The 16,406-nt window shown below is 44.5% G+C and carries 16 protein-coding genes, 1 riboswitch and 1 other annotated feature; of the genes, 12 read left to right on the forward strand and 4 right to left on the reverse strand.

Annotated elements, in window-relative coordinates:
* Both G470_RS14715 and G470_RS0108460 read right to left on the reverse strand, forming a co-directional pair.
* Nucleotides 1–190: transposase (locus G470_RS14715; protein WP_205617912.1), on the reverse strand; the 190-nt coding region annotated here is incomplete at its 3' end.
* A gap of 174 nt (nucleotides 191–364) precedes the next feature.
* Entirely contained in the window at nucleotides 365–1,243 is an 879-nt protein-coding gene (locus tag G470_RS0108460; RefSeq protein WP_240470666.1) for an SDR family oxidoreductase, read from the reverse strand.
* A gap of 154 nt (nucleotides 1,244–1,397) precedes the next feature.
* Here G470_RS0108460 and G470_RS0108465 point away from each other — a divergent pair, with 154 nt between their 5' ends.
* From G470_RS0108465 to pheT, 7 genes are all read left to right on the forward strand, one after another.
* Nucleotides 1,398–2,756, forward strand: coding sequence for an FAD-binding oxidoreductase (locus G470_RS0108465; protein WP_028274454.1), 1,359 nt, complete (start codon nucleotides 1,398–1,400; stop codon nucleotides 2,754–2,756).
* Between the two features lie 128 nt (nucleotides 2,757–2,884).
* Nucleotides 2,885–3,048: riboswitch (M-box (ykoK) riboswitch) on the forward strand.
* A gap of 208 nt (nucleotides 3,049–3,256) precedes the next feature.
* Nucleotides 3,257–4,618: a magnesium transporter gene (mgtE, locus tag G470_RS0108475; protein WP_035445392.1), complete on the forward strand. Its 1,362-nt coding sequence runs from the start codon at nucleotides 3,257–3,259 to the stop codon at nucleotides 4,616–4,618.
* 67 nt (nucleotides 4,619–4,685) lie between these two features.
* Complete coding sequence (locus tag G470_RS0108480; RefSeq protein WP_028274457.1) at nucleotides 4,686–5,336, forward strand: Na+/H+ antiporter NhaC family protein; 651 nt, start codon at nucleotides 4,686–4,688, stop codon at nucleotides 5,334–5,336.
* Between the two features lie 62 nt (nucleotides 5,337–5,398).
* Complete coding sequence (locus G470_RS0108485; RefSeq protein WP_028274458.1) at nucleotides 5,399–6,145, forward strand: Na+/H+ antiporter NhaC family protein; 747 nt, start codon at nucleotides 5,399–5,401, stop codon at nucleotides 6,143–6,145.
* A gap of 57 nt (nucleotides 6,146–6,202) precedes the next feature.
* Nucleotides 6,203–6,574 (forward strand): winged helix-turn-helix transcriptional regulator, encoded by a 372-nt coding sequence (locus G470_RS0108490; protein ID WP_051258514.1) that lies wholly within the window; start codon nucleotides 6,203–6,205, stop codon nucleotides 6,572–6,574.
* 49 nt (nucleotides 6,575–6,623) lie between these two features.
* Nucleotides 6,624–6,857: a binding site (T-box leader), on the forward strand.
* 52 nt (nucleotides 6,858–6,909) lie between these two features.
* On the forward strand, nucleotides 6,910–7,956 hold the full coding sequence (pheS, locus tag G470_RS0108495; RefSeq protein WP_028274460.1) for a phenylalanine--tRNA ligase subunit alpha: 1,047 nt from the start codon (nucleotides 6,910–6,912) through the stop codon (nucleotides 7,954–7,956).
* 3 nt (nucleotides 7,957–7,959) lie between these two features.
* Nucleotides 7,960–10,380 carry a phenylalanine--tRNA ligase subunit beta gene (pheT, locus tag G470_RS0108500; RefSeq protein ID WP_028274461.1) on the forward strand — a complete coding sequence of 807 codons (2,421 nt, stop codon included), beginning with the start codon at nucleotides 7,960–7,962 and terminating at the stop codon, nucleotides 10,378–10,380.
* 59 nt (nucleotides 10,381–10,439) lie between these two features.
* Here the strand turns inward: pheT and rnhC are convergent, their stop codons facing one another.
* Complete coding sequence (rnhC, locus tag G470_RS0108505; protein WP_028274462.1) at nucleotides 10,440–11,372, reverse strand: ribonuclease HIII; 933 nt, start codon at nucleotides 11,370–11,372, stop codon at nucleotides 10,440–10,442.
* Between the two features lie 177 nt (nucleotides 11,373–11,549).
* Here rnhC and G470_RS0108510 point away from each other — a divergent pair, with 177 nt between their 5' ends.
* The 5 genes from G470_RS0108510 (at nucleotide 11,550) to G470_RS0108535 (ending at nucleotide 15,820) form a co-directional block, all read left to right on the forward strand.
* Nucleotides 11,550–11,855 (forward strand): cell division protein ZapA, encoded by a 306-nt coding sequence (locus G470_RS0108510; protein WP_028274463.1) that lies wholly within the window; start codon nucleotides 11,550–11,552, stop codon nucleotides 11,853–11,855.
* Nucleotides 11,856–11,859: 4 nt separating this feature from the next.
* Entirely contained in the window at nucleotides 11,860–12,414 is a 555-nt protein-coding gene (locus tag G470_RS0108515) for a CvpA family protein (RefSeq protein ID WP_028274464.1), read from the forward strand.
* Between the two features lie 140 nt (nucleotides 12,415–12,554).
* Nucleotides 12,555–14,933, forward strand: coding sequence for an endonuclease MutS2 (locus G470_RS0108525; RefSeq protein ID WP_028274465.1), 2,379 nt, complete (start codon nucleotides 12,555–12,557; stop codon nucleotides 14,931–14,933).
* A gap of 119 nt (nucleotides 14,934–15,052) precedes the next feature.
* Nucleotides 15,053–15,364 carry a thioredoxin gene (gene trxA, locus G470_RS0108530; RefSeq protein WP_028274466.1) on the forward strand — a complete coding sequence of 104 codons (312 nt, stop codon included), beginning with the start codon at nucleotides 15,053–15,055 and terminating at the stop codon, nucleotides 15,362–15,364.
* Between the two features lie 171 nt (nucleotides 15,365–15,535).
* Entirely contained in the window at nucleotides 15,536–15,820 is a 285-nt protein-coding gene (locus G470_RS0108535; RefSeq protein WP_169720330.1) for a hypothetical protein, read from the forward strand.
* Between the two features lie 311 nt (nucleotides 15,821–16,131).
* Here the strand turns inward: G470_RS0108535 and tnpA are convergent.
* On the reverse strand, nucleotides 16,132–16,406 hold a 275-nt coding region (gene tnpA / locus G470_RS14150; RefSeq protein WP_028274468.1), incomplete at its 5' end, for an IS200/IS605 family transposase.

Consider the following 16,406-nt stretch of genomic DNA (forward strand, 5'->3'; position numbering starts at 1 on the left):
AAAGAAGAGACATGATGAGTGGTTTTGGGTGATAGGCAGGACGACCGTCCTGAGTCTCAAAAATTTTAAAGTAATGATCGTCTAATGAATCGACAAAGTTATAGATAGAAAAAACAATATGGTTGGGATCAATACAAGTAGATAATTCTAATGGAAGTGAAGTTTGATTCATGTTATATTGTACGTACATAAAAAGCACCCCTTTAATGTTTAGTGTCGTTACTAATATTATATCAGGGTGCTTTTTGTATGCCTAATTATATATAGCAAAAACGACGAGAAAATTAGTTAATCTAATTTCTCGTCGTTTTTATTTAGTGGCTTTTGTCCCAGCCTCGCTCCATGGTCAATTCTTTTGAAGCAGTTACCCGTTTACGATTGTCCCACCATTGATATGAATGACTTGTCCAGTTACGTAACTGGAATCAGGCGTTGCCAAATACACGTAAGCCGGCACTAACTCGTAAGGTTCGCCCGTGCGTTTCATCGGTACACTGCTCCCATGCTCTTCATATGTGCTGCCAGTGGTGGCCAGGATGAGCGCTGCCCAAATCGGACCAGGCGCCACTGCATTGACACGGATGTTCTTCTCCAACACTTCGTTATTTTGTGCGAAGGAGCGGGTGAACGCGACAATGGATCCTTTTGTCGCAGCATAATCCATTAAGCCTGGAGCGCCTTTATAAGCAGTCACAGATGTAGTGTTGATGACAGTACCGTAGTCTGCCATATGTAGGAAGGCTGCTTTGGCAAAATAGAACATTCCAAACACATTGGTTCGAAAAGTTCGATCCAGTTGTGCAGCTGTAATTCCGCTTATTTTTTCTTGAGTATGTTGTTCAGCTGCATTGTTCACCAGAGTGTGTATCTCGCCCCACTCAGAGACAACCTTGTCAATCACTTCTTTAGCGAATGATTCGTCGCCAACGTCTCCAGTGAAATACAAACTTTTTACACCTAATTGTTCCAAGCGTTCTTTCACTTGATGGATGTCTTCTTTTTCTTCTAAATCCACAACGGCCACGCTGGCACCTACTTTGGCAAAAGCGATGGCGACCGCCCGTCCAATGCCGCTGTCTGCACCGGTGATGATGGCATTCATGCTTTTCATCTTCTCAGCAGGTTTGTAGGCGTCATTTTCAGTTTGAGGGGTGGGATGTGTCGCTCCTCGGTCATCCGGCACTTTGTAATCTTTCTTTGGAGACTGTGTATCGATTTTTTCTTTCTCATCCACTTTAGTCACCTTCCTTATATGATATGAATCAATCTTTGAATGTATTTCAACAAAATGAGAGCGGTAACACTTGATTTAAAGCTTGGGTGGACATAGAGTACACGCAACGGTAAAATGAATATATGGAAAAGGTTTTCAAAAAATGTAAAATGAGGAGTTGCATGTGTCTTTGAAAGAAATCATTCCTGACTCAAGTCGTGTGTACATAGGAAATGAAGTGCCTGAAGAGTACCTTAAAGATCCATATGTCCGAAATATTCCCGGCGTTTACGGCGTGGCGCTGCCTACTTCTCACGAAGAAGTGGTTGATTTGGTTCGACTGGCCAATGAGAAGGATCTGACCATCATTGCACGTGGTGCCGGCACGGGAGTAGCGGGGTCACAAGTCCCTATCCATGGGAACGAACTGATTATCGATGTTCGTTTGATGAACCGTATCCATGAACTGGACGAAGAAACGTTGACTTTGACGGTGGAACCAGGTGCATTAATAGGCGATATTCATGAGTATGTGGAGAGCAGAGGGTACTTTTACCCACCGGACCCAGCTTCTAAACATTCCACTATCGGCGGCAATTTGGCAACCAATGCCGGTGGTTTACGGGCGGTCAAGTACGGAACGACACGTGATTATGTGCGCGAGATGACGGTTGTCCTGCCAACAGGGGAAGAGATGACCATGGGCAGCTTAAACATTAAAAGCAGCTCAGGGTATGACTTGAAGGATTTGTTTATCGGATCGGAAGGAACGTTGGGGATTACGACCGGCATAAAATTACGTTTGTTGCCGTTGCCTCAAGCCAATGCATCCATGCTGCTTGCATTTGAAGATGTGTTCAAAGCAACCGATGCGGCGCTAGCTATTTTGGCCAGCGGTGCAGATCCGTCCGGAGTTGAGCTGTTCGAGCGAAAAGCGATTTATTATGCGGAACAGCACTTGGGGTATCCATTGCAGACCCAGGCAGGAGAAGCGTATTTGCTGTTGACGATGGACGGCAGTGACCAACAGACACTGACTGCGCGTGCCGAAATGGTGGAAAAAGCCGCTCAAGATTTTGCTTTGGAAGTTCACCGTTTGACAGATGAAGAAGCGCAACGAGCTTGGGCGCTGCGTGATGCTATCTTGATTGGCTTAATGGAATTCACGCAATATGAAATGCTGGATGAGGTGGTGCCGATCAACAAATTCGCTGAATTGATTCACCACACGAAGCACCTTCAAGAAAAACATGGTTTGAGCGTGCTGAATTTCGGCCACTCCGGAGACGGAAATGTGCATACAATATTAATGCGCGAAGAATTAAGCGAAGAAGAATGGCTGCAGAAACGAGCGGCCTTGCTGACTGACTTATACCAAAAAGTCGATGAGCTGGGAGGACTTCCTTCTGCCGAACACGGAATCGGAGTGGTGAAAAAGTCCTATTTCGAAAAAATGGCCGATCCTGTCAACCTCAAATACATGCGCCACATCAAGCAACTGTTTGACCCGGATAATCGTCTGAATCCTGGGAAAGTTTTTTAGTGAAACTGATGAAGCAGCCCAAATTTTGGGCTGCTTTTTAACTGTTCATTTTATGTTTGGATACGGCAAGGCGGCACCCACTTGTTCAAAAAAAGTTTTCTGTAGTACACTTTGGAAGATGTCAATTGAATAAGCCTTGTTAGGTGAGGCTACTGCACAGAGAGACGCTGCTGCCCAAAAACATCCAAAGATGCCAATGGGTCAACAGGAATTTTCGAATTAAGGGAATTCTTAATGCAGCTGGGAGAACCCTATGCTGTGCAGAGCTAAAACTAAACGAAAGAGGTGCGGAGAAAATGGACAACTGTCTTGTTTTCTATACTAAGCATGCTCTTTTAAGCATGCTTTTTTTTGTTGGTTTTTATCAATGTTTTTCGAAGGAGGTGGGCAGATGGAGCCTGTTCCCATATGGCCTTGTCGCCAATCATTAAACAGTTTTCTATTTATTAGTGAAAAAATGGAGGCAGGGAAACGCCTGCTTTCGAAAAGGATGGATAAAAATGAGATGGATCAGAACAAACGATTCTAACTATTTTGAAGATATTTTTTATGCTGCAAAGACAAACGATAAACAAACGTTTCGTAAGTTATTTCTTCGACTTCATCAAAAAGACCAGATGGAACTGTTTCATCAACTATACCCGGAGAAGAAAAAGAAAATAGCGGAATTTTTGACACCTAAAGAATTTGCGCCGGTTTTGGAATTTATGGAATTAGTTGATCAAAAAGATGCGGTTCACTATCTTCCGGCGGAGTACATGGCTGAGACTTTTCGTTACATGGCAGATGACAATGTCGTGCGCTTCTTGAACGAAGTGGAAGATGGAGAGCGGGATGCATTGTTAGCGATGATGGATGAAAAAGATCGTTTCATGGTAGAAAAATTAATGTCTTATGCTCCCGAAACAGCCGGATCAATTATGACCACACGAATGCTGACGATTCTCGCGAAAGAAACAGTTGGAGAGGTAACGAAAAAACTGAAAATCATCGGTCATAACGCTGAAACCATTTATTATTTATACGTGGTGGATGAAGATGGACGGTTGCTGGGAGTCTGTTCTTTGCGCGACCTCATCTTGTCTCCCGAGACTGAACGGATTGAAAACATTATGTTTACAGAGATTGCACACGTCAGTATTTCTGAAGACCAAGAAACTGTTGCTCGTCTCATTCAAGATTACGACCTCTTGGCCATACCGGTTGTGGCAAAAGATTTTACTTTATTAGGAATTGTGACTGTCGATGATGTTATTGATGTAATGGAGGAAGAGGTAACAGAAGATTTTAAAGAATTTTCTGCCATCCGTAAAGCAGAAGACGGAGAAGGAACGGTTATTCAAATTGCTCGCGCTCGGATTCCGTGGATTGTTATCTTAATCTTTTTAGGGATGGTATCGGCTAATCTGATTGGACTATTTGAAGAAACCCTGGAATCAGTGGTTGCCTTGGCTGCGTTTATTCCCATTATCATGGATTCAGCAGGAAATGTTGGAACGCAGTCCCTTGCCGTAGCGGTTCGTCGATTGACGGTTGATTCAAAGGAGAAGCAACCCAAATTGACGACAATCATACGCAAAGAATTTGGAGTCGGCATGTTAATTGGGATGGCAGCGGCCTTGGCTGTTTTCCTGCTTGTGTGGATACTATATAGAGATGGGATGTTAGCGGGGGTCATTGGACTTTCCCTATTTTTTACCTTGAGTATATCTGCTGTCATCGGTGCGATTGTGCCGGTAATCATCAATAAAATGAAAATTGATCCTGCCATTGCTTCAGGTCCGTTCATTACCACGCTGAATGACACTTTAGGATTATTTATTTATTTCTCTATCGCTACAGTGATGCTAAAGGGAACATAAGGCTCTTGAAGAAAGGGATTCCTCCCTTTCTTTTTTTTGTGGCTCGAAATTAAAGGGAGGAAAATATATGGACAAAAAGCAATCCACTGCATTGGAGTTTTATGGCGGACCGCTTATCGGGGTTCTGCCGACTTTAATTTACGTGGTTGTTGCAGTATTTTTAGGACTGCAGTATCAATATTACGCTCTCAATGCCATTGCGTATGGCGGAGCGATTGGAATCATTCTCGTTTCTTTTCTGGCCAAAAACCGTCAGGCTTATTGGAAAGTTGTGACCGGCGGGGTGAAAGGCCTATTGAACAACTTTATTTTATTCATTATTTTAGGATTATTCATCACTTTCTTGACTCAAGGGGACTTGGGCGGCGGAATGATTTGGCTAAGCAGTCTGTTAGGATTAGAAGGCGGAGCGTTTGTCGTCTTGAGTTTCTTGGCCAGTGCACTGGTTGCGATGGGAACCGGTACACCGTTATTGGGCTTGTTGACTATCCTGCCATTGTTTTTCCCATCAGGAGTGGCGTTGGGAGCGAATGAAACGATGTTGGGGGGAGCCATTTTGAGTGGCTGTTTCTTCGGGGATCATATTTCTCCAAGTTCGCAAGTGACCATCATTTCTTCACAGACTCAAGCAGATGCAGAAACCGGTGCAGCAGCACAACCTATTCAATTGGTTAAAAAACGGATGCTGTACACAGGAACAGCTGCACTTATTCCCTGATTGTATTTTATTTCTTCGGAGGAACAGGCGAAAGCGTTGGAGATGTCTCAGTTTTAGAGGAAATGAGCAATCCAAATGGGTTGTGGATGCTGGCGGCTTTGCTGGTTGTTTTGGTTATTGCCTTCCGAACCAACAATGTGTTGTACGGATTGGTGATTGTAGTGGTGACGGCTTCTGTCATCGGGCTAATCACAGGCTTGTTCACGTTTGGTGACTTTATGTATTTCGTCCCAGAAACCGGTGAAATGGGTGGATTGGTTCCGGACGGCGTCATGGCATTGTCCGGTTTCCTTGTGTCTTTGATTTTCCTTTACTGCGTCATTGAAGTCATGAACCAAAGTGGCGCCATCGATGTACTCACAACTAAACTGGCCACATACTCTTTTATGCGAAAACCTTTGGGAGTGGAACTGGTATCGTCCATTGTGGTGATGATTGGAAGTGTGTTGCTTTCAGGAATGGTGATTCCCGCAATCCTCATAGTCAGCTCACTGATGAACCGCCTGGGAGAAGCAGCCGGATTGGATAAGACCAGACGGACAAATATGTTGATTATGGCGAGCACTTCCGTCAGTCCTTTGATTCCAATCAGCAGCGTGTACTTGAATGGAACAGTGGGCGATGTGGCTTCTTTGCAGCGGGTGTATCCATTCATCCAAAACATTGACCCATTCACCACTTTCTTTGCTTCCATCTATAACTGGCTGACATTGGTCATTGTACTTGTGTGGATTTTTGCCGGTGTGAACCGTAAGCAAGAAACAATGACCGAACCGAAACTGGCATCTGTTGAAAAAATGTCAAAATAAAATCTACTTACTTTTTGTCACCTGTGTGGTATACTATGGGATAAAGAGGTGGAAAAAATGATTGAAACGATAAAAGAAACACCAAGTGGCACCGATGAGTGCAAAGTCGTTTGTCCGAAGTTCGAGTATACCTTTTCAATTTTAGGAAAAAAATGGACGGGATTAATTATCGATGTGTTGCTGGAAGGTCCGGTCCGATTCAAAGATTTGACCAATGCTATTCCAGAAGTGAGCGACCGTGTGCTTGTGGAACGTTTGAAAGAGTTGGAACAAGAAGGGATCGTCACACGACCAGTGGGCGAAGAACGTACGGCACGTGTAGGCTATTGTTTGACAGAAAAAGGATTTGCGCTGAAAAAAGTCATGGATGAAGTGCAAAACTGGGCGAACGAATGGGTTTGCTTGGACAAAGACTCTTCCAAATCTTGACGGAATGCGTAAAATTCAGTACACTGAAAGACGTAAAATTGAACCTGATATAAAGACAAAGACGGAAAAGAGTAATCAAATCCGCGAATGGAAGAGAGTGGGGGTCACTGGCTGAAAACCTCCATCATTCGCGTTTGATGAAGTTCACTTCCTGAGTCGACTTCGGGAGTCCATTCTTAGAATTGGATGAAAGAAGTTCCGGATTGCACCGTTATGCAAGAGTGCAGATTGGCAGTCCAATCTGAAGCAGGGTGGTACCGCGACAGCAAACCTCGTCCCTTTTTTAGGGGCGAGATTTTTTGTTTTAAAAAGAAGATGACGGAGGAGAGAAAAAGATGAGTTTGGAAGACACGCTGCGCACATTAAGAGAAGAAGCAAGCAGAGAAATCACTGCTGCTGCGAATCTGGAAGAAATTGAAAAAGTGCGCCTATCCTATCTAGGAAAAAAGGGAAGTTTGACCAAAGCATTAAAAGGGATGAAAGATTTGCCCCCGGAAGAACGTCCGGTGATTGGGTCGCTCGCCAATGAAATCCGGGATGAAATCACCGGGAAATTGGAAGATGCCCGTGCACAATTGGAACTTCAAAAAATGAATGAACAATTGGAAAGTGAAGTCATCGATGTGACGCTCCCGGGACGAAAAGTGAGAAAAGGCGCTTCCCATGTGTTGACGCAAATTCGGGAAGAATTGGAAGACTTGTTTATCGGGATGGGGTATCAGGTCATTGAAGGACCCGAAATGGAAGAAGACAACTATAACTTCGAGCGGATGAACTTGCCAAAAAACCACCCGGCCCGTGACATGCAGGATACATTCTACATCACTGAAGACACACTTTTGCGGACACATACCTCACCTGTTCAAGCAAGAACAATGGATGTACACGATTTTTCTAAAGGTCCGCTGAAGATGATCAGTCCAGGGAAAGTATACCGCCGCGATGACGATGACGCGACACACTCCCATCAATTCCAACAAATTGAAGGTTTGGTCGTAGACAAAAACATCACGATGGCTGATTTGAAAGGAACGCTGCAAATTTTTGCGAAGAAAATGTTTGGTGAAGACCGTGAAATTCGTCTGCGTCCCAGCTTCTTCCCCTTCACTGAACCATCTGTTGAAGTAGACGTCAGTTGTTTCAAATGCGGCGGGCAAGGATGCAACGTCTGCAAACAGACAGGGTGGATTGAAATCCTCGGAGCCGGTGTCGTGCATCCAAACGTACTGGAAATGTCAGGCGTAGATTCTGACGTGTACAGCGGATTCGCGTTTGGATTAGGTCTGGAGCGGATTGCGATGTTGAAATACGGTGTCGACGACATCCGTCATTTCTACCAAAACGATCAACGTTTCTTGGAACAATTTAAAGTGAGGAGATAAAGCATGCTAGTTTCGTACAATTGGTTGAAAGAATATGTGAATCTGGATCAGCTGACTCCGGCTGAATTGGCAGACAAAATTACGTTGACCGGGATTGAAGTGGAAGACGTCATCAGTCAAGGAGGCAACTTGACGAAGATTGTAGTAGGAGAAGTATTGACCGAAGAAAAAATGGAAGGTTCTGACCACTTGCACATCACCACAGTGAATGTAGGAGAAGAAGAACCATACCAAATCGTGTGTGGCGCACCAAACGTTGCCGCAGGTCAAAAAGTAATTGTGGCCTTGCCGGGAGCACGTCTGGCAGGCGGTTTGAAAATCAAGAAAAGCAAGCTGCGCGGCCATGTTTCCAATGGAATGATTTGTTCGTTGCAGGAACTGGGATTCTCGGACAGTGTCATTCCTAAAAAATTCGCAGACGGCATTTATGTTCTGCCGGAAGACGCCGAGCCTGGGGAAGAAGTGCGCTCTTATCTAGGAATGGATGACGCGGTGCTGGACCTGTCCATCACACCAAACCGTGCAGATGCGTTGAGTATGCGGGGAGTTGCTTATGAAGTCGGTGCGATTCTCAACCAAACTCCGTCTTTCCCTGAATTGGAATTGAAAGAAACCAGTGACAAACAGGCTGGAGACCTCGTGTCTATTGCGGTCGAAGATGAAAAAGATGCACCTGTCTACAAGATGCGAATCATTGAAGGCGTCACTGTAAAAGAGAGCCCGCTGTGGTTGCAGCAAAAATTGATGAAAGCCGGTATCCGTCCAATCGACAATCTGGTGGATATCACGAACTACGTCATGTTGGAATACGGACAGCCGTTGCATGCATTTGATTACGACAAGCTGGGATCGAAGGAAATTCTTGTCCGCCGTGCCAAAGAAGACGAAAAATTGGTGACACTGGATGGAACAGAACGGACCTTGTCTCCAGAAAACTTGGTCATCACCAATGGCAGTGAGCCGATTGCGTTGGCGGGTGTGATGGGTGGAGAAAACTCTCATATCACTGACACCACCACGACGGTTGCGTTGGAAGCTGCGTTGTTTGAATCGACGCTCATCCGGAAAACCGCCCAACAGTTAAACCTCCGCAGCGAATCCAGTTCGCGCTTTGAAAAAGGCATTAACGTCGCCGCCATTCAACAGGCAGCAGACCACGCCGCAGCATTGATGGCTGAACTGGGAGGCGGAAGAGTGGTAGAAGGAACGGTTTCTCAAGAAGCCATCCAACCGGAAGACACTCGTATCCACATCACTGTCGAAAAGATCAATCGTTCTTTAGGAACCAAACTCACTGAAAAAGAAGTCACAGAAATTATTGAGCGACTCGGATTCGGCAGCAAACAGATTACAGACGGCGAATTGGAAGTCAGCGTACCGCCGCGCCGCTGGGATATGTCCATTCAAGCAGACGTGATTGAAGAGGTGGCACGAATTTATGGGTACCATCGGATTCCAGCTACTTTGCCATCAGGCGACACCACACTCGGGGAATTGTCCGATGCGCAACGCTTGGATCGTCATACCCGTCGGTTCTTGGAAGGAAGTGGCTTATCACAAGCCATCACTTATTCCTTGACTACGACAGAAAAAGCGAACCGTTTCGCTTTGAGAGACACACCGGATACTCATTTGGACTGGCCGATGAGTGAAGAACACAAGACGTTACGGAAGAGTTTGATCAGCGGCTTGTTGGACAGCGCCGGTTACAACCGTGCCCGCAGCATGAAGGATGTTGCGTTGTATGAAACAGGACGCGTGTTCTTCCAAGAAGAAGGACAAGTTCTATTGGCAGAAGAAGAACATGTCGCGGCTGTGCTTACAGGCAGTCTGGAGCAAGACAGCTGGCTTGGGGATGGCGCGCAAGTCGATTTCTTCACGGTCAAAGGAATTCTGGAAGAGTTGTTTGCCAGCTATGGGTTGAAAGAAGCCATTGTCTTCAAAGCGGATTCCACCCAAGACGGCATGCACCCGGGACGTACCGCTGCGATAGAATTGAACGGCAAAACAATTGGATTTGTCGGACAAATCCATCCGTTGGCGGCTAAAGAACACGATTTGGATGAAACCTATGTGTTTGAGTTCAACTTGGATGCTGTCGTAGAAGCAGAAAAAGAACCGTTGCTTTACTCCGCTATTCCGAAATACCCAGGCACATCCCGGGATATCGCTTTGTTGGTGGACGAAGAAGTGACCCACCAACAAGTGCTGACGGTTATTGAAGAAAACGGCGGCAAGTGGCTGCGGGAAATCCGGTTGTTTGACTTGTACCAAGGCGAATCAATTCAGGAAGGCAAGAAATCCTTGGCTTATTCCTTAGCTTACTTGAATCCTGAAGCAACACTTGTGGAAGAAGACGTCAACAAAGCGTTCGAGAAAGTGAAAGAAGCGTTGGTTTCCCAATTAAATGTAGAAATTCGTTAAATACAAAAAAAGCGACTGTCCCCTAAATGGGATGGTCGCTTTTTGCTGCATCAAAGGGGTTAAGCTTTGATCCCTGCAATCTTTTTGGCTTTGTCTGTGTTGGCGAAATGAAGTTTGGCATATTTGGACAGAAGCGACATGCCGCCTTTTTTCAATAATTTGGCAGCGGCCACATCGGAAGCGGCGTTGGCACCGGAAGGCAAAAGGAGACCGGCCTGTTTCGACATCGTCTCCAGTTCTTTCAAGAAAGCATACCGTGCCAAGATGGATGCGGCCGCCACAGCGAGGTGATGGCTTTCGCCTTTGGTGGCAAAATACACGTTTTCCTTCACTTGTTGTTTCTCGGAACGGATGTGTTTATAATAGGTTTGCGGTAGTTCAAACTGATCGATCAATACAGCATCCGGACGATGAGGGGAAATTTTATCCAACACGTTTCCAATCGCTTGGTTGTGAAGGACGGCTTTCATTTTTCCTTGGGACATAGTCGGTTGAATTTTATTGTATTTTTCTGGTGAGACATTCAATAGACTGTATGGAAGGAACGTCAACAAGTCTTTAGCGATGGCAATGATTTGCTTGTCTGTTAAATTTTTGGAGTCCTGCACGCCAAGTTCTTTTACCAGTTCCATTTGAGAGCGGTCCACGTAGGCGGCGACGACGGTTAAAGGGCCGAAGTAACTTCCGGTTCCCACCTCGTCACTTCCGATGACCGACCAAGACGCAAACCCGTCCGGAAGAGAAGCGGAAGGGGCGGGTTTCTTTTTTGCCTTCTCAGAAACGGTTGCTTCGCTGGACCATAACTCTGCTTCTTGATCGGCTGCATTGCCTTGGAAAACCACTTTTCCAGAATTGTAGGCAGTGATAGTCGTGCCGTTCTTTTTGGCAGAAAAAAGACTGTGGGCTGGTGGAACAGGTTTGGAATAAGATGCGTAATGTTCTTTCATTTTTTTCAAGAGGTTTGGAGAAGCTGTCAATACAGCATGAGCCATTATATTCACACTTTCTATTTAAGGTTTCATTTTATCTTACCATAATACGTAAAGGTTTTTGAAAGAATGACAACAAATTAAATTGACATCACAATGACGGAATTTTCAGAAAGACGTGAATCACTCCCTGTTTCATGATAAAATAAAGAGAATTCCCATATCTAGGAGGAAAACGGAATGTCGGAGGAGAAGCAGCGCTTCAAAGCGATGATCGGAGGCAAGCCATATATCATTATTGGCTCTCGTTCTGAGGAACATATGAAAGTCGTGACAGAGACAATCAACGAGCAACTGCAACAATTATCGAACTTATCAAAAGACCTCGATGCAGAAAAAAAAGCGATCCTCATGGCAATCAATGCTGTATCGGATCAGCTGACCATGCAGCAAAAAATGCTGGAGATGGAAAAGAAAATAAACGAACTTGAAAGAGGAGTAGAAGACTCTTCACAATCAAACGACGAGTCTTCGAATAAAGGGTGACAAGATGTTATTAACCATTATCATTGTATTTCTGTTGTTTATTGCGGTGTACAGCGGAGCAAAAAGAGGGTTGATGCTGCAGCTGGTTTTGACCATTGGTTATTTGGCTGCTTTTTGGCTGGCATTGCAGTATTCCGATGTCGTGAAAGAATACATTGAATTGATTGTGCCGTATCCATCGGCGTCCATGGACAACCAATTCGTATTTTACAACCAAGAACTCGGATTGAAGTTGGATGAAGCTTTCTACAATGGCGTATCTTTCCTTATCATCTTGTTTGGTGGGTGGCTCATCACTCGTTTCGTCGGAGGGTTGTTGAATTTTTTAACCAACATTCCAATACTGAAACAAGTCAATGCTATCGGAGGAGCCGTGTTGAGCTTTTTAGTGACGTATGTCGGCATCTTTTTGGTCCTGTTCTTGATGACGACCATACCTTTAGAGCTCGTCCAAGAAATGATTGCGGACAGCTGGGTGGCTCAATGGATCATCACCGAAACACCGGCTTTGTCGGAGAGTGTTTATAATTGGTGGATTGAGTCCATTAATTTCCAATAAAGAAAATTGAGCGGACTGGACCGCAACAGGTGATAACGACAGTAAAATTATAAGAAAAATGGAAATCGTTTCTGCTGTTTATGCGAAACGATTTCTTCAGTATGGAGAAAAAACGGAATCGGAAAAGGAGAAAAAACGGATTGGAAAACAGAAAAAACAAAATTCTTGAAACGATGGAATTTCATAAGGTGATTGAACGCCTCGCAAGCCATACGGTTTCTGAAGTGGGTAAATCAGCTGCTTTTTCTTTGGCTCCATCTTCCAATTATGAAGAAATTCTTCGTTGGCAGGAAGAAACCGAAGACGGCGTGAAACTATTGCGAGTTAAAGGCGGCTTGCCGATTTCTCGTTTCGAAAACGTCCGTCCGCACTTGAAACGCCTAAACATAGGGGCGTCGTTGAACGGGCAAGAAATCGCGCAGATAGGACACATTCTTGAAGTGGTCAGAGAAATGCAGGCTTTTTTTGATAACTTGGAAGAAGAACAAATTGAATTGAGCCGTCTATATGGCATCGCATCCGAGTTTGTTCCCCTCAACCAACTGGCTAAGCACATACGTAATGTGGTCGATCTCGATGGACGTGTTTTGGACGATGCCAGTCAAAAACTGCGAGGAATCCGGACTGGAATCAAGCAGGGAGAGAGCCGTGTCCGAGAAAAGCTGGAAAGCATCGTTCGCGGAAAATCAGCCAAATATTTGACGGATACCATCATCACCATCCGTAACGACCGCTTCGTTATCCCGGTCAAACAGGAAAACCGCGGACATTTTGGCGGAGTGGTGCATGATCAAAGTTCAACGGGGCAAACGTTGTTCATTGAACCTCAAAGTGTCGTTGAGCTGAACAACAGGCTGCGTCAACTGCAAATTGAAGAACGCCATGAGATAGACAGAATCCTGGCGGAAGTGTCCAATGAAATCGCTCCGCATACAGCGGAAATCCAACAAAATATCGACACATTGGGGAAATTGGATTTCATTAACGCCAAAGCGAGATATGCCCAAGAAACAGACGCCACCCGTCCGCTCATCAGCCAGGATAACGTGGTCAAAATGTATCAGGCACGTCACCCATTGATTGACCCGGCTGATGTGGTGGCCAACGACTTGCTGATTGGGGACGAGTATCAAGCGGTCATCGTGACAGGACCAAACACAGGCGGGAAGACCGTTGTGCTGAAAACGCTGGGACTCCTTCAATTGATGGGACAGTCCGGATTGCAATTGCCGGTGGAACAAAACAGCCAAATGGGTATTTTCGATGCCATTTTTGCGGACATCGGAGACGAGCAGTCGATTGAACAAAGCCTCAGTACCTTTTCTTCTCACATGACCAATGTGGTGTCGATTTTGGAACAGATGGATGAACGCAGCTTGATCTTACTGGATGAGTTGGGGGCCGGAACCGACCCGCAAGAAGGAGCAGCGTTGGCTATCTCCATGCTGGACAAAATCGGGGAGGCAGGAAGTACGGTGATGGTGACCTCCCACTATCCGGAACTCAAAGCATACGGCTATAACCGCCCCAAAACCGTCAATGCCAGTATGGAGTTTAATGTTGATACATTGAGTCCGACGTATCGTTTGTTGATCGGCGTGCCGGGACGAAGCAACGCATTTGAAATCGCCCGCCGTTTGGGACTGGATCCAAGTATCATCGACAACGCCAAAAACTTGATGAGTGGAGAAAGTCAGAGCGTTGATGAGATGATTCATGACTTGGAAAACAAACGCAAGATGGCGGAAATGGAATACTTGGAGATGCGCGACTATTTAGACGAGGCAGCCAAGTTGCATAGGGACTTAAAACAAGCCGTCCAAGAGTTCTGGGATGAACGGGATGGGCTGATGAAAAAAGCTCAAACGAAAGCAAATGCTGTGGTCGAAAAAGCTCAAGAAGAAGCAGAGAAAGTGATTCGCGATTTGCGGAATAAACAGATGGAAATCGGCACAGCAGATGGTGTGAAAGAACATGAACTGATTGATGCCCGTACCCGTTTGGCTAATATGCGGACAGAAGAAGAAAAGCTTGCTAAAAATAAAGTGCTTAGAAAAGAAAAGAAAAAACAACAGCTTCAACCTGGAGATGACGTAGAAGTCCTGTCATTTGGACAGCGCGGAACGTTAATTGAAAAAGCTGGAAACAAACAATGGGTGGTCCAAATGGGCAGCTTGAAAATGAAACTGAACGAAAGTGACTTGACTTTGATAGCGAAACAGGAAGAGCCGGAGCCCAAAGTACGCACCGTTCGCTCAGGATCGGCTGCTCATGTGTCGACAGAGTTGGATCTTCGCGGTGAACGTTACGAAGCGGCCATGGCTCAATTGGACCGCTATTTGGATGCAGCATTGCTGGCGAATTACCCGAAAGTCACCATCATCCATGGAGTCGGAACCGGAGCTATCCGAAAAGGTGTGCAAGAAGCGTTAAAAAAACATCCCCAAGTTAAAACGTTCCAAATGGCGCCGGCCAATCAGGGTGGAGCAGGGGCAACGATTGTTTCGTTTAAATCTTAATAAAATTAAATCAGAATGTTTACAATTTAGACATATATTTGTTATACTGATTAACAGAAGAGCATAGCTTACTTTTTACAAGTGGGTAGTTTCAAACATTATAAGGAGGAACACATATCATGGTAAGAGAATTAACAGATACAACTTTTGAACAAGAAACAGCTTCAGGATTGTCATTGACCGACTTTTGGGCAACTTGGTGCGGACCTTGCCGGATGCAGTCTCCAGTTATCGAACAATTAGACGAAGAATCTGGTGACAGCGTAGATTACTTTAAATTAGACGTGGATGAAAACCCAGAAACTCCATCCAAATTCGGTATCATGAGCATTCCGACTTTGCTGGTCAAAAAAGACGGAGAAGTCGTTGAGAAATTAATCGGCTACCACAGCAAAGAACAAATCGAAGCTGTATTGAACAAACATAAATAAGTCGTATTTCACTCTTCCAGAAACTACTAAAAGCAGTTTCTGGAAGAGTTTTTTGTGTCCAACTATTGTCAAATACAATAAGAAATGGTGAGCATTTTGTGAACTCAGCAAAAAACAGCGGCTGCTCTGTTATACTACAAATACGAGAAGATAAATGTGCGGAGGTGTTGTATGTCGAGTAACGGATCATCGAGCATATTGATTGACATAACGAGCAGTCATTCACTCCTTATTATATGCAGTACAGGAAAAATTGTAGACTTGAAAGTAGACGAGGAAGATTTGATGTATAATGCGGATGGAGAACTTGATTGTCCGGTAGACGTTGTTTTACGAAAAAACAACCATTCATTCGAGGACTTCAATGACTGGGGAGCGAAAGAAATCCAGTTTGTCCGCCGACAAGACGGAAATGAAGAAATTTTGCGCAGCATACCATTGAACATCAACTTGTAAAGGATTCTGTAGACACATATTAAACAAAAAAGTTGGAATCAGTTCATTTCTCTCTTTAAGAAATGTCTGATTTTTTATTTTAAACAAATGAAAAACAACTCGTTCCTCTGATTCAACGTTTTCTTATTGAACGGTTTTTGCTACAATCTGGATAGACAAACAGTTAACCAACGATACAAAAAAAGAATTTGTCGGACTGAAGGGAAGAGGCAAAAATGCAGGCGAGAGCTTTATCTATATGGTCGAATGATACATTTTTATAGATGTATGGGCGTAAAACCCCTATGCCTTTAGGCTAGGGGATATAAGCCCTAATGACCTTGTTCTTGAATATATTTTTGGATAATCTCTTTGCTTACATTTCCAATACTACAAGAAAAATATCCATCACTCCAAAAGGTTCTTTCTTTCCAAAAATATTGAGAAAGATATTCGTTATGCTTTTGCCATATTCGATAGGTTGTAAGTTGCTTCAATAATCTAACGATTTCAAGAATACTCCATTTCGGAGAATAACGAATCAAAATATGAATATGGTCTTGGTCTATTTCTTGCTCGATAATTTGCCAACCATAACGATTAGATA

The sequence above is a fragment of the Atopococcus tabaci DSM 17538 genome, assembly GCF_000429585.1.
GTDB classification, from domain to species: Bacteria; Bacillota; Bacilli; order Lactobacillales; family Carnobacteriaceae_A; genus Atopococcus; species Atopococcus tabaci.

Coding starts and splice junctions, on each gene's coding strand:
- G470_RS0108480 (WP_028274457.1), top strand. CDS start 4,686: ATGGACAAAAAGCAATCCACTGCATTGGAGTTTTATGGCGGACCGCTT.
- rnhC (WP_028274462.1), bottom strand. CDS start 11,372: ATGGCTCATGCTGTATTGACAGCTTCTCCAAACCTCTTGAAAAAAATG.
- G470_RS0108485 (WP_028274458.1), top strand. CDS start 5,399: ATGAGCAATCCAAATGGGTTGTGGATGCTGGCGGCTTTGCTGGTTGTT.
- G470_RS0108510 (WP_028274463.1), top strand. CDS start 11,550: ATGTCGGAGGAGAAGCAGCGCTTCAAAGCGATGATCGGAGGCAAGCCA.
- G470_RS0108515 (WP_028274464.1), top strand. CDS start 11,860: ATGTTATTAACCATTATCATTGTATTTCTGTTGTTTATTGCGGTGTAC.
- pheT (WP_028274461.1), top strand. CDS start 7,960: ATGCTAGTTTCGTACAATTGGTTGAAAGAATATGTGAATCTGGATCAG.
- pheS (WP_028274460.1), top strand. CDS start 6,910: ATGAGTTTGGAAGACACGCTGCGCACATTAAGAGAAGAAGCAAGCAGA.
- G470_RS0108490 (WP_051258514.1), top strand. CDS start 6,203: ATGATTGAAACGATAAAAGAAACACCAAGTGGCACCGATGAGTGCAAA.
- trxA (WP_028274466.1), top strand. CDS start 15,053: ATGGTAAGAGAATTAACAGATACAACTTTTGAACAAGAAACAGCTTCA.
- G470_RS0108535 (WP_169720330.1), top strand. CDS start 15,536: ATGTCGAGTAACGGATCATCGAGCATATTGATTGACATAACGAGCAGT.
- mgtE (WP_035445392.1), top strand. CDS start 3,257: ATGAGATGGATCAGAACAAACGATTCTAACTATTTTGAAGATATTTTT.